Origin of the sequence: Negadavirga shengliensis (assembly GCF_042652345.1) — a bacterium.
In the GTDB taxonomy this organism is placed as follows: Bacteria; Bacteroidota; Bacteroidia; order Cytophagales; family Cyclobacteriaceae; genus Negadavirga; species Negadavirga shengliensis.
Genome location: NZ_JBHSJJ010000016.1, coordinates 16,396 through 41,777, shown reverse-complemented (window position 1 = coordinate 41,777; position 25,382 = coordinate 16,396). Strand labels below are relative to the sequence as shown.

The window sequence follows — 25,382 nt, the reverse complement described above, 5'->3', positions numbered from 1 at the left end:
AAATTTTAATTCATCGAATGGGCTTTAATTCATAGGTGCTGGCTTTCGGTTTTTTGCTGCTGTTGATTTGGCCATCCAGCCAGGCGAGTATAATGTCCATGTCTTCCAGATCTTTCAAATGCCTGCCTTGTTCGTATGACCGGAATCCCACGATGTAGGTTCTGTTTTGTGGACGGTATTGGCGAAAGAACACCCCGTCTTTTCTATTTATCCAAGTTTGTAGCTCCCTGGCCTGCTCAAATAAGGGGCCCTGCCGGATGTTTACCCCATTCGCCCATTCTTTGGCAGAAGCGCTGGCCACCTGGCGCCCGTCTGTTTCCAGTACGAAATACCCCTTACCAAGCCCCTGGATTTTGAGTATCCGTTCAAGGCCGGCAGCAGCTCCTTCCTCATCGAGCGGCAGCGGCAGGTATTTTTCTTCCACCGTGAATGTAAGGTGTTTCTTTTTAGGGTCGATTTGGATTAATTTGGCGGCTGTTGTAGCATCCAGGGCGTTTCTATCGAGATCAATCTCAACGGACCATCTGTTTTCCGGAAGACCCAATTCCGTCTCTAAAATGGTGGCCAAATGATAATACCCCATCTTATTCAAATGGAAACCATTATCCGAGATACCGGCACCCAGCGCTTTTAAAGGCCTGTATAAGTCTACAAAGACTGCTTGGCGTTCCCAGGCCGTTTTGGCAATGATCGTTGCATAATTTTCCAAATCCCGGTTATGGTTTATCAATTCCTCCGGCGTTCCAGCTGCGAGTTTCGGGATAGGGGATAAAAGTATGGCAGCGGCATTCAATTCGCCGATTTTGTCAAGCAGTTGATTCAAGCCATCGGAAAATCTGGAGATGCCTTTTTCACCTTCCAGAGCTTCTATCGCTCCGTATGCGATAAAGACGACCGTAGGCTTTGCCTTTTTCAGCTGGTCGAGCATCAATTCATAGGCACTGGGTGGACTGGTGTAATAACTCCTGGCATCCCCGAATACTGTGTCGCCTGACCATCCCAAATTTCGGAAAGTTATGTTCCTGTCCGGCCATCTGCTCGTCAACAAAAGTTCCACAAAGCCATACTGTTGCTCATTTTCAAAAAGAGAGTTTCCCAAAAAGACCACCCGGTCTCCGTTTTTAACTTCAAAAGGACGGGATTTCTGTTTGGCTTCGACCGTCAAAAAAGGAAATATTAAAAAGGATAATGAAATAAAAATCAGCGTGATCCTTTCACTTTTCTTTTTCATTGGTTTCTTCGGGTTATGGGTAAACCGGATTAGCCTGTTTGTTCCGGATATGCAATATAGTCAGGACGCCGTTTTTATTTGGAAGTTTTTTGTGGTTTTTCTTTTATTGGTGCAAACCGGAGTTTCAATGGCAAATGTCTGAAAATAGGGGAGCGCTATGGTATCATCTTGGCTTCATAAAATAGTACGGTGGCTGTTTAATCACATAAAACCTTCAAGAAAAACCACCGTTTTTATTTATAATTTACTGAAAAATATTAACTTATAATCAATTAACCCCTACTTCTCAATTACAACTAAACCAAATGCCATGAAATCGGGCATGGCGAGATCGTCCCACGGAGGGATGATTATCTATCATGCGAGATTCTCCCGGATCAAGTCCCCCGAAACCAGTTCCCCGAATCGAGTTCGGGGCAGGCAGGGGCAGGCTATCCCGACCTGAGGTGCGGGACAAGTTATGACCATTGAAAAACAAATTATAATCATATGAAAACCTTTATAAAAATTCAAGCCGCCCTTTTTTCACTTGTGCTTATAGGTTGGTCGTTAAATTGTTCTGCTCAGGGAACCGACAGCCAAAAGGCAGTGGATGAACGCGTCCAAAAGTTTCTGGATGAAAACCGCGAGAAATGGCATAACCTTAATGTGCCTTATGAAGACGGTAAAATTCTGCACGATCTCATCGTGGATAATGGTTACCAATCTGCCCTTGAAATAGGTACCTCCACGGGGCATTCCACCGTTTGGATAGCATGGGCCCTTAGCAAAACCGGCGGAAAACTGACTACCATAGAAATCGATAAAAACAGGCAAAAAGAAGCCATTGAAAACTTAAAAAAGGTGGGGTTATCCGAATATGTAGACTTTAGGTTGGGAGATGCCCATAAAATTGTGAAAGAATTGGAAGGGCCTTTCGATTTCGTTTTTTCGGATGCTGACAAAGACTGGTATGTGCAATATTTTAAAGATATCAATCCGAAATTCAAAAAAGGCGGGCGCTTTACTGCCCATAACGTGCTTCAAAGCATGAGTGGGATCCGGGAATACCTCGACTTTGTTAACAGTCATCCTGATTACGAAACCACAATAGACAAGACAAGCAGTTCGGGTATTGCCATCAGTTATAAAAAATGAGACTTGAAAAAAATTGGTGCTAAAATGTCCCGTCAGGTTTCAAATCTACTGTTTTTCAAAAACCAAAAAGTGCTGGATATTCATAAATTGCCCGTTTTTCACCAAATGAAAGCCATTGGCGGATAATTCCTTGTTGATTTGCTCCACTGTCATTTTGTGGAGTTTTTTTATTGCCAATTTAGGATCCTCCCCGCGGTATTCAATCAACAGCAGTTTGCCGTCGGGCTTTAATGCCTTTTTGATTTCCTGTAACATCTCCCGGGGATAAAGCAGTTCGTGGTAAACGTCTACCATTATCACCAAATCGATCGTATTGGCCGGAAGGTTGGGTGATTTTTCATTTCCCTTGACAACTTCCACATTATTTTGACCCGATTCCTTGCTTCTTTCTTTCAGGTACTGGATAGCGTTATCCTGTATTTCCACCGCATAAACCTTTCCCTCAGGTACGACCGGGGCTATCCGGAAGGTATAGAACCCAGAACCGGCCCCAATATCGGCCACTACGCTGCTGGGTGTGACGGGTAAGTTGGAAATGGCTAATTCGGTATTTTCTTCCTTTGATCTACTGGCGCGCTCCAACCAGCTTTTGCCGTGAAAACTCATCAGTGATGCAATTTCCCTTCCCATATACACCTTTCCGGTTCCGTCCCCATCCGGGGTTTTATAGGTATATTCAGCATTTTTAACCTCCTCAGGTGAAATGTTTTGAGCATAGCTACAGTAAAAATTTACTGTGAAAAGGAAAAGAATTAGAAAATAATTTAAATATTTCATTGTCAATTAGGTAACGGCCGGTTTAAGTTCGGGTTCTTTTTTTAAAGTTCAAACTGAATTTTAAAAACCCTCACCCCAAAACTAATGTTGTTCAGCATAACTTTCTCAATATCTGCAATTTATAAACTTATTGTTGTTTTTTAAACTTTGATTTATGAGGTATACCCGTAAAAAGTTTTATCAGAAAATTGGCTTTTTACACCGTCTTTGATTCAATACAGGGCAACTATTTTAACATGAAGGGAAAAGATCATCCTTTGGTCACTTTTGATCAAGTTTTAATATTTTGTATATTGCTGTAGGCCAGTGATGTAAGGGAAGTCGAACCCAAAATTTTTATTCATGATAGATGCACAACATTCTTGCGACGTTCTAATTATTGGTGCAGGTGGCGCAGGCCTGAGGGCAGCCATCGCAGTAGCAGAGACTGACCCCAAACTGAAAGTGGGGGTGATCTCCAAGGTTTATCCAATGCGCAGCCACACAGTCTCGGCAGAAGGGGGGGCGGCAGCAGTTATCAAATCCGATGACAGCCTTGACCATCACGCGTATGATACCATTTCCGGAGGTGACTGGATGAGTGATCAGGATGCCGTGGAAGCATTTGTGAATGAAGCCCCTAAAGAAATGATCCGGCTTGAGCATTGGGGATGTCCCTGGAGCAGACAGGACGACGGACACATTGCGGTGCGCCCTTTTGGAGGAATGAAGATAGAACGGACTTGGTTTGCGGCCGATAAGACTGGATTCCACATGCTTCATGCCCTCTTTCAAACCACATTGAAGTACGACCAAATCCAACGTTTTGATGAATGGTTTGTCACCAAGCTTTTAGAAGATGATGGACGTTGCCGAGGCGCTGTGGCCATTGAAATGGTTACTGGAAAAGTACATGAAATTACCGCAAAGGCAGTTATTGTCTGTACAGGAGGAAGCGGAAAGGTGTTTCCTTATACCACAAACGCGAACATCAAAACCGGTGATGGTATGGCACTGGCTTATCGTGCAGGTGTAGCGCTTAAGGACATGGAATTCGTTCAATATCATCCGACAGGGCTGCCGTTCACGGGTATACTGATCACCGAGGCGGCGCGTGCTGAAGGCGGTTACCTGCTGAACAAGGACGGCTATCGCTACCTACAGGATTATGATTTAGGACAGCCTCAGACAAAGCCCGTGCTGCGCTCGATGGAATTGGGGCCACGGGACAGGTTATCCCAGGCATTTGTGCAGGAACAGGAAAAAGGCAGGACCATAGAAGGACCATATGGTCAATATGTCCATCTTGATATCCGGCATCTTGGGGAAAAGATCATCCAATCCAAACTCCCTTTTGTCAGGGAATTATGTTTAAAATACGAGAATATAGACCCTATTAAGGAAATGATTCCCGTCCGTCCGGTGGTACATTATATGATGGGCGGCATCCACACCAATATCAACGGGGAGACTTCTTTAAAAGGACTTTATGCAGCCGGTGAAACGGCCTGCGTAAGCATCAACGGCGCCAACCGGTTAGGCTCCAATTCTTTGACGGAACTTTTGGTATTTGGAAACCGCGCCGGAAAAAGTGCGGCTGAATTTGCGCTGGGTCAAAATGGGACCGGCTATGCAGTTTCTTCGCAGGCCTCGGATGAGGCCATCAGGATCGACAGGGAGTTTTTAAGAAAGACAGGAGGTAAGGAAAAAATCGCGGATCTAAGAAAAGAAATGCACGCTTGCATGGAGGAAGGTGCGGGGATTTACAGAACAGAGGCCTTGTTGAAAAAATCTCAGGAAAAGGTCATGGAACTTCAGGAGCGTTTCAAAAACCTCAGAATAGATGACCGCAGTAAAACATTTAACACGGAGCTTGTAGGGGCATTTGAACTTTCCTATCTCCTGGATATCGCAGAAACGATTGTCCAATGCGCCTTACATCGTAAAGAGTCACGCGGGTCTCATCAACGGAAGGATTTTCCGAAACGGGATGATGAAAATTTTCTGGCCCATTCGCTGGCCTATAGGAAAGAAAACGGTATTCCAGAAATCAAGTACACTCCGGTCAGCATCACCCGCTGGCCTCCTGGCGAAAGGATTTATGGAAGATAATGGAACGAAGGATATTTGAGTACGCAGTTAAACCCAACGAGAATGCCCGATGACCAAATGATAACCCTGGAAGTTTTCCGCTACCGGCCGGAGAAAGAAGACGGACCTGAATACCAATCTTATGAGGTACCCATGCGAAAGGATTGGGTAATACTGGATGCGCTGAATTACATCAAAGACCATGTAGACGGCACACTGTCTTTCCGGTGGTCCTGTAGGATGGGCGTTTGTGGGAGCTGCGGTATGATGGTGAACGGCACACCTGTACTGACTTGTGCTACCTTTCTTGAACATTATGCTCCCGGTCCTATTAGGATTGAACCACTGGATAATTTTCCTGTCATACGTGATCTGGTCATAGAGATGACTGATTTTATGAATAAACTCAAGTCCGTAAAACCTTGGATCATCCGGGAAGAGGAAGAACCCGTGGAGAAGGGTGAATACCTGCAATCACCGTCACAACTTGCCGATTACAAGCAGTACAGCATGTGTATCAATTGCATGCTGTGTTATGCAGCCTGCCCGGTATACGGGCTGGAACCGAATTTCATTGGTCCGGCGGCTATTGCCCTCGCACAGCGTTACAATTATGACAGCAGGGATCAGGGTCAAAAAATACGAATGGAAGAGTTGAGTACCGATGAAGGTATCTGGCATTGCACGTTTGTCGGGGAGTGTTCCGTTGTTTGTCCGAAGGGGGTGGATCCTGCAGGGGCCATACAGCGCTATAAAGTGAGCGGGGCCACCGAATGGTGGAAAACCTTATTGTTGCCCTATGGAAAGTCTAAAAACAAAAAATAAAGGACCATGCAAAAAAAAGTGCTGCCGAATGTGAAGATGTATAAACGCCATATGAACATTTTCTGGTGGGCCAACCGCTGGATCCATTTCAAATTCATAGCGCGTGAACTTACCAGTGTATGTGTGGCGATCTACAGTCTTTTGCTGTTATCATTTGCAGGATCCCTGCTGGACGGTCCTGAGTCATTTGAAGCATTTGTGTCCACCATGCAGTCACCATTGTTCATTGTTCTTCATGTACTGCTGCTGGGCGGGCTGTTGTTTCATAGCATCACCTGGTTTAATCTGGCCCCCAAAGCCATGGTAATAAAAACCGGCGACAGGCATATACCGGGAGTGTTCATTGCTTTGATGAATTATGTCGGCTGGGTGGTAATTTCAGTTGCTTTGATATGGTTAATAGTCATTGGATAATGGTTTTCCATCTGGGCCTGCTCAAAAACAGACCCGGTGGGCATGGCCAACGAAAACAAGATTAAGAAAATTAAATTCAGGATAATGCAAAGAAAAAGACCAATAGAGCCTTTCTTCTGGAGTTTATTTGGAGGTGGGGGAACGATTTCTTCTTTATTTCTGCCTGTCCTTTTGGTTATTACAGGGCTCGCCATCCCTTTGGGATGGGTCAATCCCACATATGATCACTTAAAGTCGCTGGTTGATCCTTGGTACAGTCGCCTTTTGATTATGGTGATTGTTTCACTGTCGATGTTTCACTGGGCACATCGGTTCAGGTTTACGCTTCACGAAGGTTTACAGCTTCATCCGTATGATAAGCCCATTGCGCTAATTTGCTACGGGATTGCTTTTGGGATCACCTTGCTTTCCGCTTTCGTTTTGTTTATTTAAACAACGGGAAAGGCGGGATGCTTTGCTGTAACGAACCCCTTTCGGAGAGGTTTAGACCGGTTGAAGATAAAGAACGAATCATTGAGAACAAAACAACAAATCACGCCATGTCTAAATTAAAATCCATATCTCCTGACGGAATTCCAAGGGCATTGGAAAAAGCCGAACGTTACCGCCTGTTGAATGAGCCTGCCGAAGCGGAAAGCATCTGTAGAGACATTTTAGCCATACAGGACGACCATCAGGACGCCCTGGTAGTGTTTATCCTCTCCCTTTGTGATCAGTTTGGTACGGGCCTTGGTGATAACGAAGCCCGAGAGGCGATCAACAAGCTTACCGATAAATACAAGCAGGCTTATTATACCGGTATTGTCAAAGAAAAACTGGCCAAAGCCATCATTAACCGGGGTGGGTTTGGAAGCAACTTTGATGCATACGATTGGATCCAGGAGGCCATGGAAGCATTCGAGAACGCAGCCTCTTGCCGCCCATCAGGAAACGATGAAGCCATATTGCGGTACAATGCCTGTGTCCGTACCATAGACCGGTACAAGCTTTCACGCCGGCAGCGGGAAAGCCGTGAGCCATTTCTTGAATGAAATTTCAGGTTTTGATCCCGGAGATACCGTTTTGTGTTCCTTGTTATCTAACGTTACCGGCTATTTCTTTAATATATTGCGTGTGACGGGGCTGTATCCACAATAAATGAAGGTTGACGCTCCTGCATCTACTCCCATTTTTAATGCGGTTAATTCCCCAATCTTTTTCTGATTCCAACTATATCCGTGCTTTAAGAATTATTCAGTTCTACTAATTGACTTTTAGTCAATATATTTAAATATAGCTTGACACTTTTGTGTTCCATAGTTCTGCGGAAACAGGATAATGAATGACGATTGTCATTTAAGTTCAGTGATTATTTTCATTTTATTCCCGGTATGGTGTAGTCAATTTTGTCACAGCAGAAACAACCATGATGTGAAATACTTTGAGGAATGGAAAAACACCTTTTTAACTGAAGTTGGCGAAATAGCCAACTTTACTGTACGGTTTTTCCGTGAATTCTTCAAACCCAAGCAGGAGTTTTTTGAGTTCTTGCATCAATGTTATGGGATAGGTTATAAAACTTTACCCCTTGTCGGTATTACGGCGTTCATTATGGGATTAGTGCTTACCATTCAATCCAGGCCCACCCTTATCGAATTTGGCGCGGAATCACTCTTGCCTTCCATGGTTTCCGTATCGTTGATCCGGGAAATTTCTCCCGTAATCACGGCGTTGATCTGTGCCGGAAAGATCGGCTCGGGAATGGGCGCCGAGTTGGGGGCCATGCGTGTAACTGAGCAGATCGACGCCATGGAAGTATCCGGCACCAATCCATTCAAGTATTTAGTGGTTACAAGGGTTATGGCTGCTGTTTTAATGTTGCCGGTGCTTTCCAGTTTATCCAATGCCATTTCCTTGTATGGAGGTTACTTGGGAGTGAACCTACATGGCCATGTAAGCTGGAGTTTGTATTGGTTTCAAGTATTTAATGCTTTGAGCTACGGGGATGTTGTTCCTGCGCTGATCAAGACCTTCTTCTTTGGATTTGCTATAGGCATTATTGGTTGTTATAAAGGCTATCATTCAAAAAAGGGAACAGAAGGTGTAGGAAGGTCTGCCACCTCCGCGGTGATAGTAGCCTCCCTGTCGGTATTTATCATCGACCTTATTGCTGTTCAAATATCTGACCTCCTGGGATTAACTTAAATTTATAGTAAGGATAATGGCACCGGTTGTCCAAGTAAAAAACGTTTATAAATCATTTGGCCAAAACCATGTGCTTCGGAATTTCTCCATGTCAGTGCATTCCGGTGAAAACCTTGTCGTCCTCGGTAAATCAGGATCCGGAAAGTCCGTGCTGATCAAATGCATCATTAACCTTATTTCGGCTGACAAAGGACACATTAAGGTTTTTGACAAAGTAATACACAACATGGAACAGGATGAATTGGACAAGCTGAGAGCAAGAATAGGCTTTCTTTTTCAAAGCAATGCCCTGTATGATTCGATGACCGTAAGGGAGAATCTGGAATTTCCCCTACGGGCACACTGGAGTAAAGCACAACGGCGTAAAGGGGCGGATCAGGCTGTGATGGAAGCCCTTGATGACGTGGGACTTGCCCATACGGTAGACATGATGCCGGAAGAATTGTCCGGTGGAATGCGGAAACGGATCGCACTGGCAAGGACGTTGATTCTCCGGCCGACCATCATTTTATATGATGAGCCCACCACGGGCCTGGATCCGGCCACCGCAAGGGAAATCAGCCAGTTGATAATAAAAGTACAGAAAAAATACAATGCGACGTCTATCATTATTTCACATGATATGAACTGCATCAACATGACAGCCAATCGGGTGATCATGTTGATTGATGGAAGATGCTATGCCAACGACAGTTACAGCAATCTCAGAATGTCAAGAGATCCCAAAATCCGCGAGTTTTTTGACTGACCATGAATAAGAAAAAAATTGAAAACGCCAAAGTCGGCCTGTTTGTTTTAGCAGGTCTTCTGTTTCTGGTTCTTACCCTGTATATGATCGGCAGAAACCAACATCTGTTCAAACCTACATTTACCCTTAAAGCGGTGGTGAATAATGTCTACGGGTTGGTTCCGGGAAACAACGTCCGGTTTAAAGGCATGGATGTAGGTACGGTGAAAAATATAGAGATGGCCGGTGACACTTCTATTTATATTACAATGGTCATTAACAATAGCATGAAACCCCATATCAAGAAGAATGCGGTCACATTCATTAGTACGGACGGACTAATGGGCAATAAACTGATCCAAATCAACCCTCAGGAAGGATATGCTGACGCGGTGAAAGACGGGGACATTATCTACTCTCAAACACCGGTGGAAACGGAAGAAATGTTGAAAAGCCTGAATAACGCAAGTTACTATATTGAAAATACGGCCATGAACCTTTATGAAGTCACTTCAAGGTTAAATAATAACCACAGACTCTGGGATTTTCTTAATGATTCATCGATAATGGGGGATTTAAGAAATGGAATAGCCGAATTCTCCGGTGCCGCCAAAAACGCTTCCGAATTGACCCAATCGGGTAAAAACATGTTAAGCTCGTTTCAAGAGGGAAATGGCCTTGTTTACCGGATATTTTTGGATACTGCCCTCTCTCAGGATTTAGCCGCTTCCCTTGAGCTGATCCATCAGGCAAGTAAGGATGCTTCTTTAGTAATGGAGGAAGCGAGGAATGTGGTAAACTATATTGGGAGGGGTGACGGCCCCGTGGGCCTCCTTCTGACCGATAGCCTATTTAGGGAAACAATCATAAACAGTGCGCAACATATAGAGGAGGGCAGCGACAGCTTCAATCAGAATATGGAAGCACTGAAACGCAATTTTTTGTTCAGAAGGTATTTCAGAAGACAGGCGAGAGAACAGAAAAAATCAATAGATGACAACAAATAAAGCCCACATTTTTTTACCGCACATCTTTTATCCTGTTTTGTTGAAAACATGGCTGAAGATGATAACAAGCAGGTGTATCATTTCCTTTTTTTTAGGTAATTTTTAAAGGTACTGGTTCTTGGATTTTTACATGGGGTCGGTTAGGGATTGCCTCTTCCTGTGTAGCTGGAGTGTTTCCCGGTTCATCATAAATTATATAAAATCATGTTTATAGTCAGAGATATTTTCTATTTGGAATTCGGTCAATTCCGGAGTGTAAAAGAGCTTTTGGAGGAATATGAAGAGAAACATCTTCCCGATATTCCCGGCAGCAGGATCCTTACCGATTTTACCGGTGACAGTTACCGTTTGATTATGGAGCAGCCGTTTGCAAGTTTGGAAGCATATGAAAAAGCACTTCAGGAGGAATTGGGAACCCCCGAGTGGCAGGAATGGTATGTGAAGTTCAAACGATTTGTAAAATCATCCCACCGGGAAATACTGAGACAGATCAAATAGCGGGACATTGCATCTGTTTGGCACTTCCTTTGAACGGATGTTATGAAACAAACTCAAACTTCGATCCCCTCATGGAGACCACCCTAGTCGTTATAGGTATTATTCTATTATTGATTGTTGTTCCGTTGTTTTTTTTCTTCAGGAGGAAAAGTACGGATATCCGACTTGAAGGTGACCTGTTGGTTTTGAGGTATCCATTTGCAAAAGAGGAAATAAGCTTATCGGATGAACTCAAAAGCTGGCAATTGCAGCAGGCAAATTTTTTGTGGTGGGGCAGGGTATATTCCGTCAATATTGAATTAAGGAGCGGGAAATGGAAGCAGGTGAATTCCCGGTTTAACCCCGGTGGTTTTGAAGCCGTATTTGACTATCTCAAAACCAATTATGCGGATAAAAGAAAAGCCAACAACAAATAATTTTTTGCTTTGAGATGGATGCTGATGTATTTCATTGATCCTGGTTCTATAATTCCAGCAAGCCCTGAAGTCAGGCAGAAAACAGCCTCCTACGGCCCATCGGCTTTACTCATGTAATAAATGAGCCAGGTTTCCTGCCCGGAACCACCGATAACCGTAGGCATCAAGGCTGATGTGGTGAAGGCCTTTCTCATCCGCCTTGCTTTCCTGGATGGCCATCATGTCCACCAGTTTCTCTTCCTGATCCTGTCTCAGGTCCAGTGCCACTTCGTGGGCCTTTTCATCAAAATTGTGCAAAATCACCAGTGAACTGTTTTTCCAGCTATAATGCATCCCCAATACCTGGGGAACACCTGTTTTGAGGATCTGCCAATCACCCCAGCCTATCTCGGAGCATTCTTGGCGCAGACGGACCATGGCCGTCATCCAGTTGAGCAAAGAATCCTGTTCACTTCGTTGCGTCTCTACGTTGACATGCTGATGCCCATATGGCCCATCGGCGATAACGGGGTGCACCAGTTTCCCCGCTTTGGAGAAGCCCGCCTGAAAGTCCGCAGACCACTGCATGGACGTCCTCACGGCATCCCGTTCGTTGAGACGGAGGTCATCCCCCATACCTATTTCCTCCCCGTAGTAGAGTACAGGTGTTCCCGGCAGGGAAAACAGGAGGCTGTACGCGAGTTCGATGTGGGCCCGGTTACCCAACATCGGAGCGAGGCGCCTTCGGATACCCCGGCCGTACAATTGCATGTTCTCTTCCGGCCCGAAACGGTCAAATATGTTTTGCCGTTGTTTCCCGGTGAGGCGTCCCAAGTCCAGTTCATCGTGGTTGCGGAGAAAATGGGCCCACTGGGCAGTAGGAATTCTGTTCCGGGTGGCTTCGAGTGCTTTCACCAACGGATCCACGTCGGCCGTAGCCAAGGCATAAAAAAGATGTTGATTTACAAAAAAGTTGAACATAAGGTGTATGCCATTTCCTTCTTCCCCGAAAAAACGTTGCGTTTCCTCCGGTGATACATTGGCCTCACCGAGCATAATGGCATCTCCTTTGCGCCATTGAAGAAACTTTCGGAATTCTCCAAGATACTCGAATTTTAACTTATGGCTACTGTTGCCCGGCATCACTGACTCGAGCACAAAAGGAACAGCATCTACACGGAAGCCGGATATTCCCAATTCCAGCCAGTAACCCATAATCCGGCGGATCTCCGCCCGCACATCAGGATTATCCATGTTCAGGTCGGGTTGGTGTTTATAGAAGCGGTGGAAATAATAAGCCTTGGCTTTTTTATCGTAGGTCCAGGTAGATTGCTGCTTCCCCGGGAAAACCATACCCTTATCCCAGTGTTTTGGTTTTTTCTTTGACCACACGTACCAGTCGCGGTGCTTGGCTTTTTCGCTGCTTCGGGCATCCTGAAACCAGGGGTGCTGATCTGAAGTATGGTTTATCACCAGGTCAATGATGACCTTGATGCCCCTTTTTTTGGCCTGGTGCATAAACTCCACAAAGCTGCCACTGGAACCATGACGGACGTCCACTCCATAGTAATCATTGATATCGTAACCGTTGTCTTTGTTGGGAGTGGGTTGGAATGGGGCAAGCCATATCGTATCGATGCCCAAAGCATGGAGATAATCCAGGCGGCGGGCAAGTCCTTCAAAATCTCCTATGCCATCGCCGTTAAGGTCCATAAAAGATTCCAAATCCACATTGTACATCACGGCGTTTTTGTACCAGAGGTCTTCTATCATTCTGAATCGGCTTGTATAGTGGTACCTTAATTCAACTCATATTAATCACTTTGATAAAAAGGAGTTATTTTACTCTTTTTTCTTCCATATCAATCGCCGAGCCGCCTTCCATCCAATGGGGAAAAACTTCTCCTAACCCTTCTATTATAAACTGGACCGCGATAGCGGCTACTATTAATCCGAATATCCTCGTAAAGCCAACAAAAACAATATCATCTACTTTTTTCTCAACCAGGTAAGAAAAACCGAAAACAATAAAGAGGAGAAAATAACTCAAAAACAAAATGCCGGATAAGCTTGCATAGGTGACAACATCACTGGCCCTAAAGCTGTACAACAACACCGTGGTCAAAGCACCGGGCCCGGCCAGCATAGGAATCGAAAGTGGAACCAATACCTTTTCAAATCTCCTTTTTGCCAATTCTAAATCCGTATTACCCTCCTCATGTATCTCCTTTAATTTGGTGGCCGTGCCCTGTATCATGGACACGGCTGTGAGCATTAACAGAAATCCTCCGGCTATTTTAAAAACTTCTATGTCGATACTAAAGAAATCCAAGATATACTCCCCTAGATTCAGGAACAGAAGCAAGATCAAAAACGCAGTTCCTGTTACCATCAAGGCCACTCTTTTTCTGATGTTGGGTGATGAGTCTCCGGTCAACTCATACCAAATAGGTATCAATCCAATGGGGTTTACCATGGCCAACATAGCCGCCAGAAAATTAAGATTTAGATTCCAGTCCATAAATATTGAGGAAAATCATTGTAAGCGTCTTAGCACATGTTTTACCCGCCAAAACTTGCTTCAGCCATTTGGAAAATATCAATAATGGTGCCGCCCTGATACCAAATAGCAGAGACCTTCGGGTAAGCGGTTTTTTTTCCAAGAAGCTTAATTTGAAATGGTGTCAGATGACAGGGGGTGATCTATCGGCACCCACCATGATTATATGACAATTATTCCTCCGAAAAGGAAAATGGGATATTAAGTTTTGAAGCCCTGTAAAAACCGGAAATAGGGTGGGGAAGGGGCTGTTTTGAAACCGGGAGAGCTCACCCCGTCAATTTTAGGGAGAAGGTTCATACATGAATACTCCATTGGATTACCGTTTTCTTAACTTTTGTTAATGAAATAGTTGTTCAATGCGGGATATATTTGGATTCATTAAAATCCAAATAGTCAGTCATGAAAGTTTCCCTTTTCATCTTCATTTTATCTTCAGGAATGTTTCTGGTTACTCACCATGAGTTAAAAGCACAAAAAAACAGTGAAGCTGTAGGACTTGAAATAGAGACAGATCCGTTGGCATATTTCCTAAGCGGATATTCCTTTCACCTTGCTTATACCTTTAAACATATCCGGGCCAGTATGGGGGTATTTGGTATTGAACAACCCGGCTTCTTTTTAGGCAATGAAAAGCTTGCTGTCTTTTCTTCAGGTTACGATCTTAAAGCCGACTATCTGTTTGGCAATTTAAGGGGCCTCTTTTTGGGGGTCCAGATGACTTACGGTAAAGAAACAATTGAATTGAAGAACGGGCAAGCAAGGGAAGAAAATAATGGTTTTACTTATGGGATCAGATCGGGTTATAGGATCATGCTGGGGAAGAAAGATAAACAGTTTAAAGGATTATATGTAATCCCTTGGATAGCCCTGATGCATGCCCCGGGCGCAAAACCCGTTCAGGTTGGCCCTGAGGAATATCGGCCAGCCGCGTGGATTCCTTTTCCGACGGTCCATATTGGGTACAGGTTTTAACGCGCCCACAACATCGTCCGAACCGGCTTTTATTCAGATCGCCAAAAAACCGATTGCCATAGCCAGAAGTAACTGCTCCCTGAAAAACTGTGGATGCAGAACCCTGCCGGCGGGTTTAAGAATCTTAAAAAGACAAAGGTCCGTGGAACCACGAACCCTGTGCTATCTTCAAATAATAATATTGATTGATTTTCAGCCTTTTACTTCATTGACAATTGCCATTGCCTGTTTTGTCAACTCCTGTATTTTACGGTAATTTTTCTCCTCAAGCAGCTGTTTGCTTATCAACTTGCTGCCCATGCCCACGGCACAAACACCGGCTTTGAACCAGGACGAGATGTTCTCCCTATCCAACGAGACACCTCCAGTAGGCATAAACATCAGGTCCGGGAACAATGACTTAATGGCGCTCATAAACTCAGGCCCGAGGATATTACCAGGGAACAGCTTGATCATTTTGGCTCCCATATTCTCAGCTTTGATGACTTCGGAAGGAGTCATACATCCTGGAATCCATAGGATTTTATTATGGTCAGCTACTTCCGCCACTTCCTCTACCAGGCCCGGACAGATGATAAAATCGGCTCCCTCAGCGATATAAATTTCGGTCATCGGCCTGTTTTTTATGGTGCCGATTCCCAAAAGCAGATCCTTCATTTCCTTGTTGCGAAGTTCGACCATCTTACTGAAATTTTTCAAAGCCGCTTCTCCCCGGTTGGTATATTCCACCATTCTGATACCGGCATCGTATAGGGCTCTCAAAACTTCAATGCTTACTTCTTCACTTTTATCAAAGTAAAGGGGCAAGATCCCCTGTTCCGGAATGCGCTTTAATATGTCCTCCTTTTTTTCCATAGTATTTTCACTTGAAGTAACCACCCCGAAAAGCAACACCGGGGTATTTGTTTAATCTATAGTATGCTTGTTTTTAATTGATTAGAATAGGAAGGTTAAACCTTTACTTTTATGACCAGTTTCTTGACCTCACCTTCACTGATCATAGGGGCATGGACATCCTCTGGAAAGAAAATAACAAACTGCTGGCCGGTCAACTGGAAATACATGTCCGGTTCGTCATTATAAAAAGAAACATCTTTCTCGGGATTGTATTCCACTTTCAAGTCATGGCACGTTTGGCGGGGCTTCCAACCGATTTGTTCATTACCTCTTATGCATACCTGAATATCGATGTATTTGTTATGACACTCAAACTTCTGCAAAGATTCAGCTTTGGTTTTTCCAATTTTATCAAATACAGCCGCTTTCAACGAATCGCCGTCAATTTCATAATTTCCGGGAGCTATTGTCTCCAGATCCTGAGACTGTATGTATTCAAACGCTTTACCGAATAAAGGGTGTAAACAAGAATACTTTCCGGCATTGGATAAGGTATCTATAACCATGGCATTTCAGGGAGTAAGGATAGATTAATTATTTATGGCTTTATGATGTACGCTTAAGAAGCCGCCCCATCCATTTTGAAGAGGACCCATTTACTCAGAAAGCGTTGTCTGTGGACTAACAGACAACGCTTCAGGTGAAGGGGATATTCGGCTTTCCTTCTTTGTGAAACAATGGAGGTGTCAGCTTAGAGGAATATATAAAACTGACAGATCACACCATTTTACCGCTGTACCCTTCCGCTCGCATCACCTCCCATCAGCACTTTTACTTCATTCAAAGTCGCATGGTTCATGTCGCCAGGTATCGTATGCTTCAGAGCGGAGGCTGCTACCGCGAATTCAGTAGCGTCTTTCATACTCATCCCGGAAACCAAACCATATATAAACCCACTTGCAAAAGAATCGCCACCGCCTACACGGTCCACAATTCTGATATCGTATTTTCTGGAGTGGTAAAATTCATTGCCATCGTAGACCAAGGCACTCCATCCGTTGTCAGAGGCACTGTAGCTTTCTCTCAAAGTGGATGCGATGTATTTAAAACCGAACTTTTCTTTCATTTGCATAAATACATCTTTGTAACCTTCAAGGTTCAGTTCACCTTTGGTGACATCGGTCTCTTTGCTTTTGAATCCCAAAGTGGTTTCCGCGTCTTCCTCATTGCCGATACATACGTCTACATATTGGCAAAGTCTGGTCATAACTTCTTTCGCCTTTTCTTTGCTCCACAGTTTTTTGCGGTAGTTCAAATCGATGCTGGTGGTGACGCCTTTGGCCTTTGCGGCTTTAAGTGCCGCTTCTGTAAGCGCCGCTGCCTTGTCGCTCAACGCGGGGGTGATGCCGGTGGTATGAAACCATACGGCTCCCTCAAATATTTCATCGAAATCAAATTCAGAAACGTCTGCGTCGGCAATAGAGGCATCTGCCCGGTCATAAACCACTTGGGAGGCCCGCATGGAAGCACCGGTTTCTAAAAAATAGATTCCGAGTCTTTTTCCGCCCCTGGCTACAAATTGCGTATCTACACCGTACCGTTTCAAATGGTTAATGGCAGACTGTCCTATAGGATTATCCGGTATTTTGGACACAAAGGTTCCCTGCAACCCATAATTACATATGGCTCCTGCTACATTGGCTTCGCCACCACCATAAGTAACATCAAAACTATCGGCCTGAACAAATCTTTTAAAGTCAGGGGTAGATAATCGAAGCATTATTTCACCAAGGGTTACAACTTTTTTTGACATGATTAATATAAGAGTTTATGTGAAAATTATTTTTTAATTGTTGCTAACAATAAATAACCTCGCAGGGAATTCAAAAGCCATGACCCAGCAGCCGGATCCAAGCCCCTCCATTCAGGATATTTCCGAATCGCAACTCCCTCTGCAATCGATTGCGCTATATTCGGGAATATACCGTAAAATGTCTTTTTTCAAGTAACTTATTAAGAACAAGACTACTGGATTATTTCCTAAATTCCAAATTTTCCCAGTTCCCTTTTTTTATGTGATTAAATATCAAACACATAAAAAAGCAGGCCCATCACAGCTAAAACCGCATATTCTTTTTCAGCCTTCTAAACAGGCTTTGTCCCGGCCTGTACTTCTGACTAACCGCCAACTTTATATCTGGCTTCGCCGGATAATCGTTTCATCGGAATCGAAGGACCGCTGTCTGACCATATTAACCTGCGGAGCGTATTTTTCCCGCTTATGAAGTGGATTTTATATGTTAAAAATCCGTAAATTATCCACCATATCGAGCGTGGATTATGTTAGGTTCAACCCGATAGGAATATCATTGATCAAAATCTTCAGGCACATGAAATCGAGCATGACGGAATCGTCACAAACTGGGATGATTATCTATCATGCGAGATTCCATATGACAAGGAACAATTATAAACATATGAAATATTTTACCTTACTCATTTTATTGCAGGTTTTTTCTACGTCCGGACTTTTTGGACAGGACATTGAAGCAGATGACAAAACCAGAAAAGACTTGGTCTCCCTGATTGACAGCTATTCAGAAGCCCGGGAAAACCAGGACACGGTATTGCTGAAAACCATCTTGACTGTGGATATAGATCAGCTGGTTTCTACAGGCGAATGGAGAACCGGAATCAAACAGTCCGTTGAGGGGATGAAAAGAAGCTCGGAGACAAACCAGGGAACCCGGACCCTTACTGTGGAAAAAATACGGTTGCTTGATCCACACCATGGAATAGTGGATGCCAGATATGAAATCGCTAACCCGGATGGTTCTTCCAGAAAGATGTGGAGCACGTTTATTGTGGTTTTAAAAGACAATAGGTGGAAGATCACCGGTATCAGGAATATGCTTCCGACAGGCTCTGATTAACCAAGTAAGATGGTTAACACAGATTATACTTTTACGGGGCACCGGGAAAGATAAACACAACAATACGATTCCCGATAGAAGAAGCTGAAAAAATAAAAAATACAGCTGTCCGGGCAGCTGCTCCTTTTTGCAGCCATCCTGGACCTTAGGATAATATCCGGTCTTACGACTATTCTTTTCAGGTTATTGTAACTTCAAAATGCGGATTGCCTGTCCGGGGATTAACAGCGGCTTTTAACCGCAGCCTCCATATCAGTTTTTTTTGACAATTTTCGCTTGAGGGGCAATAGAAAGCCGGAACCCTAACATTCCCTGCCTGGCGTGTCCAAACACGGGTAACCTTTTTGCCTTTGCACTGAGGTGCTCCCAATTCTACCAGTTTCATTCCTTTCATCATTCCACTTGCAGGCACGTAGCGTAGCCCGTTCGGCAGGGGCAGCCATGACACAGCCTGCGGCGATGGATCCGACCTGAAGAACAACCGCTCCCGCACCCGCCTGGGTCCTTTTGCCAGAGGGCTTTACAAACCGCTTTGCAACCTGTTCAAAAGGATGGGACATAGGTTTAATCCTTTTAAAAAAAATTAAAAGAAGTTGCAACATGCCTGATAGGTCTATGCCTGGACCATTATCCAACTTTGTGTGTGACAAGGTGTAACTCTCTATTCGTCAGCTCACAAGAAGCAGTGTCCAGACTTCTTACCGATATACGGAAGTACAGCAAATGATCCTTCTGCAAAAAGAAGTTAAAATTATCTATTAACCATAAACCAATACCTATCATGAAAAACAATGCAAACTCAAGAAGAAAGTTTATCGGCACCATGGCTGCAACAGCCGGTTTGTCCGGTTTGGCTTCACCTGTTATGGCGTATTCTTTAATGGAAAAGAATATTTCCATGGCAAAGAACGTGCTGGCGGTAAACGATGCCGACAACTGGTTCAAGCAGGTCAAGGGATTACACCGGGTAGTCTATGACGCACCCCAGCCCAACGGGATATTCACGTTTGCCTGGCCCAGGATATTCCTCCTTACCAATGAAGCGACGGGCACCCCTGAAAAGGACTGCAGTGTGGTGGTGGTGCTCCGTCACGATGCCATCGCTTACGCCATGGAACACAGCCTATGGCCCAAATACAACTTCACAAAATTGTTCCATGCCCCTGACCCATTGACGGAACAGACCAGTGACCGAAACCCCTTTTGGAAACCCAAGCCAGGCACCTTCCAGGTTCCCGGGATAGGAGAAGTGGCCATTGGCATCGACCAGCTGCAGGACAGCGGTGTGATGTTTTGCGTGTGCAATGCCGCTTTGACCGTTTATTCGGGCGCCGCAGCCCAGGCCATGAACCTCGATGCCAAAGCGGTGTATGATGAATGGGTGTCCGGGTTGCTGCCGAATATCCAGATCGTGCCCTCGGGCGTATGGGCATTGGGCCGGGCACAGGAACATGGTTGCGCTTATATTTTTGCGGGGTAAGGACCCATTGAAAAAAGGGGATTGTCCCATGGGAAACAGGCCCGAACAGCGTCCTTTCCCATGGGCAACCCTCAACAACAATCAAAAACCATAACCATGAAAAAATACATCGTGATTATCCCTCTATTCATGCTTTTGATAAGCGCATGGGGGCAAACCCATCCGGTCAGGGTGGTATTTGATGTGACCAGTGGCGATGAAAGCACACACCAGACAGTCATGAGGCATGTCAAGCTCATGGCCGAAGCGTACAAAGATTCCGAATTTGAGGTAGTGATATACGGAGGCGCGCTTCCCATGGCCCTTCGGGAGCAGTCATCGGTATCAGCGGACATTGCGGCGTTCCAAGACAGTGACCGGGTATCCATTCTGGTCTGTGAAGAGACCATGAGAAGGTACCATGCGGAACCATCGCAACTTCTGACCGGTATCCGGACAGTGCCGGACGGGCTTCTCGAGATTGTACTCAGACAGGGAGAAGGTTGGGGATACATCAAAGAGTCACACAAATGACTGAGGAAAAGGCATTTTTTCGGTTGATCAGCCGTCTGGTTGGCCTGATCGGGGCATTGGCCCTTTGTCAGCTGGGCGTGGTCGTGCTGTTCATAACGGGCTGGGACATGGCCCGTCTGACTGGCGGCGTTGGGAAAAATTTTCGGCATTTTCCGGCTGCCGCCATTGCGCCGGCCCGGGAAAGCCCGAAGTCCGCTGCCCTGTTGTGGAAGTCTCCGGATATTTCCTCTATCCCTGATACCGAGGAAGGCGATCTGGTCCGTTACGGGCGGGAACTCATCGCCCATACGTCCATATACCTGGGACCAAAAGGAAAAGTTGGGAACATGAGCAACGGGATGAACTGCCAGAACTGTCACCTGGAAGCCGGGACAGTTCCTTATGGGAACAATTACGGCAAGGTAGCGGCCATTTACCCCAAACTGCGGCACCGTTCCGGCACGGTCGAAGGATTTGAAAAGAGGATCAATGATTGCATAGAACGCAGTCTCAACGGCCAAAAACTCGATGCGGAAAGCAGGGAAATGGCGGCCATGGTATCCTATTTGAAATGGGTGGGCAAGGAAGTGGAGAATGAGGAATCGTTTGAGGGCTTTGGTTTGATCCCGCTTCCCTATCTCGATCGCCCGGCGGATCCTCTGAAGGGCAAAATCGGGTATGGGAAGCATTGTGCCTCCTGTCATGGGGAAAATGGCGGGGGAGAGTTGGCGGCATCCGGCTTGGAATGGATCTATCCGCCGCTTTATGGGGAGGAAAGTTATAATACCGGGGCAGGTTTATACCGTATTTCCAGCTTTGCATCTTATGTCAAATACAATATGCCCTATGGGACCACCTATGAAGCCCCCATCCTCACAGATGAAGAAGCCTGGGACGTGGCCGCTTTTGTCAATTCCATGCCTAGACCTGAGAAGGACTTCTCTGAAGACTGGCCGGATATCTCCAAAAAGCCGGTTGACCATCCTTTTGGTCCCTATGTGGACGGTTTTTCAGAAGAACAACACAAGTACGGGCCTTTCGGGCCCATAATAGCAGCTTATCAATAAATGGAAATCTTTGGATATATTGCCCTTTTGTTTGTGGGCCTGTTGCTCGGCACCTTTGGAGGAGGCGGGGCCATCCTGTCCGTGCCTATCCTGGTGTATTTGTTTTCGCTCGATACGGTTACTTCCACTGCCTACTCGCTGTTTATTGTGGGGAATACGAGTCTGGTGGGCTGTGTTCTGAAATACCGGACCCAGATGGTGGATATCCGTACCGCCGCTTTATTTGGGATCCCTTCCCTGGCTGCGATTTTTGTCACAAGAAAATGGATTGTTCCCAATATTCCGGAAGTACTGTTGTACACGGAAGGATTCAGTTATACAAAAAGAGGGCTGATCCTCGGCCTGTTTGCCTTGTTTATGATACTATCGGCCAAACCCATGATTGCCCAAAACTGGAGTTTGGGCCAGGGTAGCAGACAGGGAGACAACGGCGTTTTTATGGTGCCCGCAGGGATAGTTACTGGGTTTCTAACCGGACTGGTGGGAGCAGGAGGCGGTTTTATTGTCATTCTGGTATTGTTGCATTTCACAGCTTTGCCCTTCAAGACCATCGTGGGAACCACCTTGTTGATCGTTTCGGCCAATTCTTTGATCGGTTTTACCGGGGATATGCTCAACCGTGCCATCGATTGGCCTTTTTTGCTTTTGATCACGGGACTGGCTATGACGGGAATCTTTCTGGCAGGGCATTTTACCCGCAAACTGGCCAATGAACAGTTGCAGGTGGCCTTTGGATGGTTTGTCCTTTTCATGGGCGTGACGATCATGCTCCGGGAGATAACCTTTGTTTGAAGACGCTCTTTGTATGTGGCTGTGGAATAAAACCGGATCTTGTCACGGTAGGGGAGTGCATTGCATTCATATACCTGCAAAAAAATATTATATTGTGATAGAAGAACAACTAACCTAAAACAACTATGAAAAAGGCCGTAGCATTTATATTACTTATTCTGGGGATTATTTTGATCGTTTTAAGCTTTACCAAAAACATGCTTCCGCCAGGCCTAACCGGCATAGGGTTTCTGGCCCTAAGCCTTTTGTTTTTTAAGAAAGAATAGGGAAAAGAGAACAGGAGTTTTCGTCCGATTTCCTGTTCCCTGTTCCCGGTTCTCTATTTCCTGAATACTGCGTGAATGGTTAATAGGGAAAAGAGAACAGGAGGTTTCCGCCCGGTTCCCCGTTCCCTGTTCCCTATTTTCCCTCTTCTGAATAGTTGGGGAATAGGGAAAAGAGAACAGAAGTTCCCGCCCTGTTCCCTGTTCCCTGTTCTCTGTTCCCCACTTCCTGAATACTGCGTGAAAAGTGAATAAGGAAAAGAGAACAGGAAGTTTCCGCTCGATTCCCGATTCCCTGTTCCCCGTTCCCTATTTCCTGAATACTGCGTGAATGGTTAATAGGGAAAAGAGAACAGGAGGTTTCCGCCCGGTTCCCTGTTCCCTGTTCCCTGTTCCCTATTTTCCCTCTTCTGAATAGTTGGGGAATAGGGAAAAAAGAACAGAAGTTCCCGCCCGGTTCCCTGTTCCCGGTTCCCTTTTTCCTGATTTGTGAATACCCAGTGAATAGGAAATAAGGAAAAGAGAACAGGAGGTTTCCGCTTGATTCCCGATTCCCTGTTCCCCGTTCCCTATTTCCTGAATACTTTGTGAATAGGGAAAAAAGAACAGAAGTTCCCGCCCGATTCCCTGTTCCCTTTTTCCTATTACTATCCCAAATACAAAAAAATATAAATAAACCGCATTTTTTCACTAAATTAACCTGCCGATATTTTTGAAGTAAATGGAAAAACCCGCACATAGCCAGGCTTTTAGGTCACTCCTGGAGGTTTTGGAAAGGGAAGTGGAAGCCAACCTGAAAAACGAGCAGTTTGGGGTGGAAGAATTGGCCCAAAAAGTGGGCATGAGCCGCTCCAACCTGCATCGCAAGCTTCAGTCGGCCACCGGTCAATCCGTAAGCCAATACATCCGGGAGTACCGCTTGCGCAAGGCCTTGGAACACCTGGAAATAGGTGACCTTACGGTCGCAGAAGTAGCGTACGAAGTGGGCTTCGGCAGCCCCAGTTATTTCACCACCTGTTTTACGGAGTACTTCGGATATGCTCCGAGCATGGTTAAACACAAAATAAAGGCCATCAACACCGATCATAAAGAAAATTCCGCTCCAAATACCCCTCAACACCATCCTTTCCGGGCGGGAAAGTTGATTGTCTCAGGTTTGTTTTTGGCTGTTTTACTGACCGCCATTTTCGTTTACCAATTTTTTATTAAGGAAAATGAAAAAGGACCCATTGCTTTGGAAAACAGCATACATGGAAAATCCATAGCCGTGCTGCCTTTTAGAAACCTCAGCACCGATGATGAAAATGAATATTTTGTAGACGGGGTAGTGGGTACCATTACTACCCATCTATCAAGAATAAAGGACCTGAAAGTCATTTCCAGAACCTCAGCGGACAGGTACCGGGAAAGCGCGCATTCCATCCCCGAAATTGCCAGAGAACTCCGGGTATCCCATCTCCTGGAAGGAAGTATACAGCGCTTCCAAAATACCGTGCGCATTGATGTGCGTTTAGTCGATGCCGGCTCGGAAGGCCAGGTATGGGCAGAGCATTATGACCGGGAGTTAAAAGACATTTTTATGATCCAAAACGAGATTGCAGAGAATGTGTCTTCGGTTTTGCAAACCACTTTGTCCCCGGAGGAAAAAGTGCTGCTTAGCCAGGCATCCACCGATAATCCGGAGGCCTATGACCTGTATCTTAAGGGAGAATATGAATTCAATACGTATACCAGAAGCGGGATTCATCGCGCCGCCCGGTGTTTTCAACAGGCAATAGCGCTGGACTCCGGCTATGCCTTGGCCTATGGGGCGCTGGCGGCAACTTATATTTTAAAGGCGGGCATGTTTGGTGCGGAATTAAGCCCATTGGAAGCGTTTTCATTGGCGAAACCCTTATTGGATAAAGCCCTTGCCCTGGATCCCGGCAATGTCGAAACGATAACTTGGAAGGGGTTTTATTTGCTTTACAACGACTGGGACTTTGAAGGTGCGGAACAACTTTATCAAAAAGCCATCGCTTCCGACTTTCAGAGTGCCTTGGCCGTATATGCTGACTTTCTTAATTTTATTGGGAGACATGATGAAGCGCTTGCCGTTTCCAGAAGACTGGATCAGACGGACCCTTACTACCCCAATACCCGGATGATACTTTCGCTGTATTATACCGGTAGGTATGAAGAAGCCGAAGAGTTTGCCCTAGCCCGTATGAGAATGTTCAATAATCACAGCACCATGGAAAATTATGGGTTCCTTTTGTTAAATACTGGAAGACACCGGGAAGCAATTTCTTTGTTTCAAAGGGTGCTGCAGATTGAAGGGATAAGGTATCCCCGTGTGCTGGGGTGGATGGGAGCAGCCTATGCCCGGGCAGGGGAAACTGGAAAAGCCCTTGAACTTATGGCGGAGTTAAAGGAAAAAATCAACGAAAACGATGCGGGAGCACTCCGCTTTTTTATCGCGGTCATTTGTGCCGCGTTGGACGATAAACCATCGGCGCTCCAGTGGCTGCAGGAAGCCTACGCACAGCATGAAATGGAAATCCCCTGGCTGAAAAGTGAGCCACAGTTTTATGGGCTGCATGAGGATCCGGCCTTTCAGGATTTGCTTGCCAGGGTGGGATTTCCTTAGCCCCACTTGGGCAAGTCAACGTTTGTATTCGAAGCCTGACAGATCTCACCCATCGAGAAGATGGCAGGATTTCCCCTTCGCATTTTTCC

The 25,382-nt window shown here is 45.4% G+C and carries 26 protein-coding genes; 18 read left to right on the top strand and 8 right to left on the bottom strand.

The window, feature by feature from the left end; genetic code table 11:
* Positions 1-10: 10 nt before the first annotated feature.
* Positions 11-1,231 (bottom strand): GDSL-type esterase/lipase family protein, encoded by a 1,221-nt coding sequence (locus ACFPFU_RS21010; RefSeq protein WP_377067818.1) that lies wholly within the window; start codon positions 1,229-1,231, stop codon positions 11-13.
* A gap of 489 nt (positions 1,232-1,720) precedes the next feature.
* Here ACFPFU_RS21010 and ACFPFU_RS21005 point away from each other — a divergent pair, with 489 nt between their 5' ends.
* A complete protein-coding gene (locus ACFPFU_RS21005; RefSeq protein WP_377067816.1) occupies positions 1,721-2,368 on the top strand; it encodes an O-methyltransferase in 648 nt (215 codons plus the stop codon).
* Positions 2,369-2,413: 45 nt separating this feature from the next.
* Here the strand turns inward: ACFPFU_RS21005 and ACFPFU_RS21000 are convergent, their stop codons facing one another.
* Positions 2,414-3,145: a class I SAM-dependent methyltransferase gene (locus ACFPFU_RS21000; protein ID WP_377067814.1), complete on the bottom strand. Its 732-nt coding sequence runs from the start codon at positions 3,143-3,145 to the stop codon at positions 2,414-2,416.
* 342 nt (positions 3,146-3,487) lie between these two features.
* On the opposite strand from ACFPFU_RS21000, the gene frdA reads away from it, so the two are divergent.
* The 10 genes from frdA (at position 3,488) to ACFPFU_RS20950 (ending at position 11,286) form a co-directional block, all read left to right on the top strand.
* The gene (frdA, locus tag ACFPFU_RS20995) at positions 3,488-5,236 is read left to right on the top strand and encodes a fumarate reductase (quinol) flavoprotein subunit (RefSeq protein WP_377067812.1); all 1,749 of its coding nucleotides are present in this window, start codon (positions 3,488-3,490) and stop codon (positions 5,234-5,236) included.
* Between the two features lie 42 nt (positions 5,237-5,278).
* Complete coding sequence (locus tag ACFPFU_RS20990; RefSeq protein ID WP_377067810.1) at positions 5,279-6,040, top strand: succinate dehydrogenase/fumarate reductase iron-sulfur subunit; 762 nt, start codon at positions 5,279-5,281, stop codon at positions 6,038-6,040.
* A gap of 6 nt (positions 6,041-6,046) precedes the next feature.
* Complete coding sequence (locus ACFPFU_RS20985) at positions 6,047-6,454, top strand: hypothetical protein (protein WP_377067808.1); 408 nt, start codon at positions 6,047-6,049, stop codon at positions 6,452-6,454.
* 84 nt (positions 6,455-6,538) lie between these two features.
* Positions 6,539-6,886: a fumarate reductase subunit FrdD gene (gene frdD, locus ACFPFU_RS20980; RefSeq protein ID WP_377067806.1), complete on the top strand. Its 348-nt coding sequence runs from the start codon at positions 6,539-6,541 to the stop codon at positions 6,884-6,886.
* Between the two features lie 107 nt (positions 6,887-6,993).
* Positions 6,994-7,485, top strand: a complete 492-nt coding sequence (locus tag ACFPFU_RS20975; protein WP_377067804.1) for a globin family protein — start codon at positions 6,994-6,996, stop codon at positions 7,483-7,485.
* Positions 7,486-7,864: 379 nt separating this feature from the next.
* Positions 7,865-8,638, top strand: coding sequence for an MlaE family ABC transporter permease (locus ACFPFU_RS20970; RefSeq protein WP_377067802.1), 774 nt, complete (start codon positions 7,865-7,867; stop codon positions 8,636-8,638).
* 16 nt (positions 8,639-8,654) lie between these two features.
* The gene (locus tag ACFPFU_RS20965; protein WP_377067800.1) at positions 8,655-9,386 is read left to right on the top strand and encodes an ABC transporter ATP-binding protein; all 732 of its coding nucleotides are present in this window, start codon (positions 8,655-8,657) and stop codon (positions 9,384-9,386) included.
* A gap of 2 nt (positions 9,387-9,388) precedes the next feature.
* Positions 9,389-10,372 (top strand): MlaD family protein, encoded by a 984-nt coding sequence (locus ACFPFU_RS20960; protein ID WP_377067799.1) that lies wholly within the window; start codon positions 9,389-9,391, stop codon positions 10,370-10,372.
* A 204-nt stretch (positions 10,373-10,576) separates the two neighbouring features.
* Positions 10,577-10,870 (top strand): NIPSNAP family protein, encoded by a 294-nt coding sequence (locus ACFPFU_RS20955; protein ID WP_377067798.1) that lies wholly within the window; start codon positions 10,577-10,579, stop codon positions 10,868-10,870.
* Between the two features lie 71 nt (positions 10,871-10,941).
* A complete protein-coding gene (locus tag ACFPFU_RS20950) occupies positions 10,942-11,286 on the top strand; it encodes a hypothetical protein (protein ID WP_377067797.1) in 345 nt (114 codons plus the stop codon).
* A gap of 105 nt (positions 11,287-11,391) precedes the next feature.
* Here the strand turns inward: ACFPFU_RS20950 and ACFPFU_RS20945 are convergent, their stop codons facing one another.
* Positions 11,392-13,038, bottom strand: a complete 1,647-nt coding sequence (locus ACFPFU_RS20945; RefSeq protein WP_377067796.1) for an alpha-amylase family protein — start codon at positions 13,036-13,038, stop codon at positions 11,392-11,394.
* Positions 13,039-13,102: 64 nt separating this feature from the next.
* Positions 13,103-13,786 (bottom strand): MarC family protein, encoded by a 684-nt coding sequence (locus ACFPFU_RS20940; protein WP_377067795.1) that lies wholly within the window; start codon positions 13,784-13,786, stop codon positions 13,103-13,105.
* 441 nt (positions 13,787-14,227) lie between these two features.
* On the opposite strand from ACFPFU_RS20940, the gene ACFPFU_RS20935 reads away from it, so the two are divergent.
* Positions 14,228-14,800: a hypothetical protein gene (locus tag ACFPFU_RS20935; protein ID WP_377067794.1), complete on the top strand. Its 573-nt coding sequence runs from the start codon at positions 14,228-14,230 to the stop codon at positions 14,798-14,800.
* 192 nt (positions 14,801-14,992) lie between these two features.
* Here ACFPFU_RS20935 and ACFPFU_RS20930 read toward each other — a convergent pair whose 3' ends face one another.
* The 3 genes from ACFPFU_RS20930 to ACFPFU_RS20920 form a co-directional block, all read right to left on the bottom strand.
* The gene (locus tag ACFPFU_RS20930; protein WP_377067793.1) at positions 14,993-15,655 is read right to left on the bottom strand and encodes a bifunctional 4-hydroxy-2-oxoglutarate aldolase/2-dehydro-3-deoxy-phosphogluconate aldolase; all 663 of its coding nucleotides are present in this window, start codon (positions 15,653-15,655) and stop codon (positions 14,993-14,995) included.
* A gap of 95 nt (positions 15,656-15,750) precedes the next feature.
* On the bottom strand, positions 15,751-16,203 hold the full coding sequence (locus ACFPFU_RS20925) for a NanQ anomerase/TabA/YiaL family protein (protein ID WP_377067792.1): 453 nt from the start codon (positions 16,201-16,203) through the stop codon (positions 15,751-15,753).
* Between the two features lie 221 nt (positions 16,204-16,424).
* The gene (locus tag ACFPFU_RS20920; RefSeq protein WP_377067790.1) at positions 16,425-17,450 is read right to left on the bottom strand and encodes a PfkB family carbohydrate kinase; all 1,026 of its coding nucleotides are present in this window, start codon (positions 17,448-17,450) and stop codon (positions 16,425-16,427) included.
* A gap of 664 nt (positions 17,451-18,114) precedes the next feature.
* On the opposite strand from ACFPFU_RS20920, the gene ACFPFU_RS20915 reads away from it, so the two are divergent.
* Entirely contained in the window at positions 18,115-18,570 is a 456-nt protein-coding gene (locus ACFPFU_RS20915) for a DUF4440 domain-containing protein (protein ID WP_377067788.1), read from the top strand.
* A gap of 302 nt (positions 18,571-18,872) precedes the next feature.
* Here the strand turns inward: ACFPFU_RS20915 and ACFPFU_RS20910 are convergent, their stop codons facing one another.
* Positions 18,873-19,130 (bottom strand): hypothetical protein, encoded by a 258-nt coding sequence (locus ACFPFU_RS20910; RefSeq protein WP_377067786.1) that lies wholly within the window; start codon positions 19,128-19,130, stop codon positions 18,873-18,875.
* A gap of 221 nt (positions 19,131-19,351) precedes the next feature.
* Between ACFPFU_RS20910 and ACFPFU_RS20905 the strand changes: the two genes are divergently transcribed.
* The 5 genes from ACFPFU_RS20905 to ACFPFU_RS20885 all read left to right on the top strand — a co-directional run bounded on the left by ACFPFU_RS20905 (position 19,352) and on the right by ACFPFU_RS20885 (position 25,293).
* Positions 19,352-20,050 carry a hypothetical protein gene (locus ACFPFU_RS20905; RefSeq protein ID WP_377067784.1) on the top strand — a complete coding sequence of 233 codons (699 nt, stop codon included), beginning with the start codon at positions 19,352-19,354 and terminating at the stop codon, positions 20,048-20,050.
* Positions 20,051-20,146: 96 nt separating this feature from the next.
* Positions 20,147-20,563, top strand: coding sequence for a DsrE family protein (locus ACFPFU_RS20900; protein WP_377067782.1), 417 nt, complete (start codon positions 20,147-20,149; stop codon positions 20,561-20,563).
* Positions 20,560-21,609 carry a c-type cytochrome gene (locus ACFPFU_RS20895; RefSeq protein ID WP_377067780.1) on the top strand — a complete coding sequence of 350 codons (1,050 nt, stop codon included), beginning with the start codon at positions 20,560-20,562 and terminating at the stop codon, positions 21,607-21,609. Before ACFPFU_RS20900 ends, ACFPFU_RS20895 begins: the two co-directional genes overlap by 4 nt.
* Positions 21,610-22,401 carry a sulfite exporter TauE/SafE family protein gene (locus ACFPFU_RS20890; protein ID WP_377067778.1) on the top strand — a complete coding sequence of 264 codons (792 nt, stop codon included), beginning with the start codon at positions 21,610-21,612 and terminating at the stop codon, positions 22,399-22,401.
* Positions 22,402-23,385: 984 nt separating this feature from the next.
* A complete protein-coding gene (locus ACFPFU_RS20885; protein ID WP_377067776.1) occupies positions 23,386-25,293 on the top strand; it encodes a helix-turn-helix domain-containing protein in 1,908 nt (635 codons plus the stop codon).
* Positions 25,294-25,382 lie beyond the last annotated feature (89 nt).

Excerpts from the sequence above, each read along its gene's own strand:
- ACFPFU_RS21010 (WP_377067818.1), bottom strand. The coding sequence starts at position 1,231 with ATGAAAAAGAAAAGTGAAAGGATCACGCTGATTTTTATTTCATTATCC.
- ACFPFU_RS21005 (WP_377067816.1), top strand. The coding sequence starts at position 1,721 with ATGAAAACCTTTATAAAAATTCAAGCCGCCCTTTTTTCACTTGTGCTT.
- ACFPFU_RS21000 (WP_377067814.1), bottom strand. The coding sequence starts at position 3,145 with ATGAAATATTTAAATTATTTTCTAATTCTTTTCCTTTTCACAGTAAAT.
- frdA (WP_377067812.1), top strand. The coding sequence starts at position 3,488 with ATGATAGATGCACAACATTCTTGCGACGTTCTAATTATTGGTGCAGGT.
- ACFPFU_RS20990 (WP_377067810.1), top strand. The coding sequence starts at position 5,279 with ATGCCCGATGACCAAATGATAACCCTGGAAGTTTTCCGCTACCGGCCG.
- ACFPFU_RS20985 (WP_377067808.1), top strand. The coding sequence starts at position 6,047 with ATGCAAAAAAAAGTGCTGCCGAATGTGAAGATGTATAAACGCCATATG.
- frdD (WP_377067806.1), top strand. The coding sequence starts at position 6,539 with ATGCAAAGAAAAAGACCAATAGAGCCTTTCTTCTGGAGTTTATTTGGA.
- ACFPFU_RS20975 (WP_377067804.1), top strand. The coding sequence starts at position 6,994 with ATGTCTAAATTAAAATCCATATCTCCTGACGGAATTCCAAGGGCATTG.
- ACFPFU_RS20965 (WP_377067800.1), top strand. The coding sequence starts at position 8,655 with ATGGCACCGGTTGTCCAAGTAAAAAACGTTTATAAATCATTTGGCCAA.
- ACFPFU_RS20960 (WP_377067799.1), top strand. The coding sequence starts at position 9,389 with ATGAATAAGAAAAAAATTGAAAACGCCAAAGTCGGCCTGTTTGTTTTA.
- ACFPFU_RS20955 (WP_377067798.1), top strand. The coding sequence starts at position 10,577 with ATGTTTATAGTCAGAGATATTTTCTATTTGGAATTCGGTCAATTCCGG.
- ACFPFU_RS20950 (WP_377067797.1), top strand. The coding sequence starts at position 10,942 with ATGGAGACCACCCTAGTCGTTATAGGTATTATTCTATTATTGATTGTT.
- ACFPFU_RS20945 (WP_377067796.1), bottom strand. The coding sequence starts at position 13,038 with ATGATAGAAGACCTCTGGTACAAAAACGCCGTGATGTACAATGTGGAT.
- ACFPFU_RS20940 (WP_377067795.1), bottom strand. The coding sequence starts at position 13,786 with ATGGACTGGAATCTAAATCTTAATTTTCTGGCGGCTATGTTGGCCATG.
- ACFPFU_RS20935 (WP_377067794.1), top strand. The coding sequence starts at position 14,228 with ATGAAAGTTTCCCTTTTCATCTTCATTTTATCTTCAGGAATGTTTCTG.
- ACFPFU_RS20930 (WP_377067793.1), bottom strand. The coding sequence starts at position 15,655 with ATGGAAAAAAAGGAGGACATATTAAAGCGCATTCCGGAACAGGGGATC.
- ACFPFU_RS20925 (WP_377067792.1), bottom strand. The coding sequence starts at position 16,203 with ATGGTTATAGATACCTTATCCAATGCCGGAAAGTATTCTTGTTTACAC.
- ACFPFU_RS20920 (WP_377067790.1), bottom strand. The coding sequence starts at position 17,450 with ATGTCAAAAAAAGTTGTAACCCTTGGTGAAATAATGCTTCGATTATCT.
- ACFPFU_RS20915 (WP_377067788.1), top strand. The coding sequence starts at position 18,115 with ATGAAATATTTTACCTTACTCATTTTATTGCAGGTTTTTTCTACGTCC.
- ACFPFU_RS20910 (WP_377067786.1), bottom strand. The coding sequence starts at position 19,130 with ATGTCCCATCCTTTTGAACAGGTTGCAAAGCGGTTTGTAAAGCCCTCT.
- ACFPFU_RS20905 (WP_377067784.1), top strand. The coding sequence starts at position 19,352 with ATGAAAAACAATGCAAACTCAAGAAGAAAGTTTATCGGCACCATGGCT.
- ACFPFU_RS20900 (WP_377067782.1), top strand. The coding sequence starts at position 20,147 with ATGAAAAAATACATCGTGATTATCCCTCTATTCATGCTTTTGATAAGC.
- ACFPFU_RS20895 (WP_377067780.1), top strand. The coding sequence starts at position 20,560 with ATGACTGAGGAAAAGGCATTTTTTCGGTTGATCAGCCGTCTGGTTGGC.
- ACFPFU_RS20890 (WP_377067778.1), top strand. The coding sequence starts at position 21,610 with ATGGAAATCTTTGGATATATTGCCCTTTTGTTTGTGGGCCTGTTGCTC.
- ACFPFU_RS20885 (WP_377067776.1), top strand. The coding sequence starts at position 23,386 with ATGGAAAAACCCGCACATAGCCAGGCTTTTAGGTCACTCCTGGAGGTT.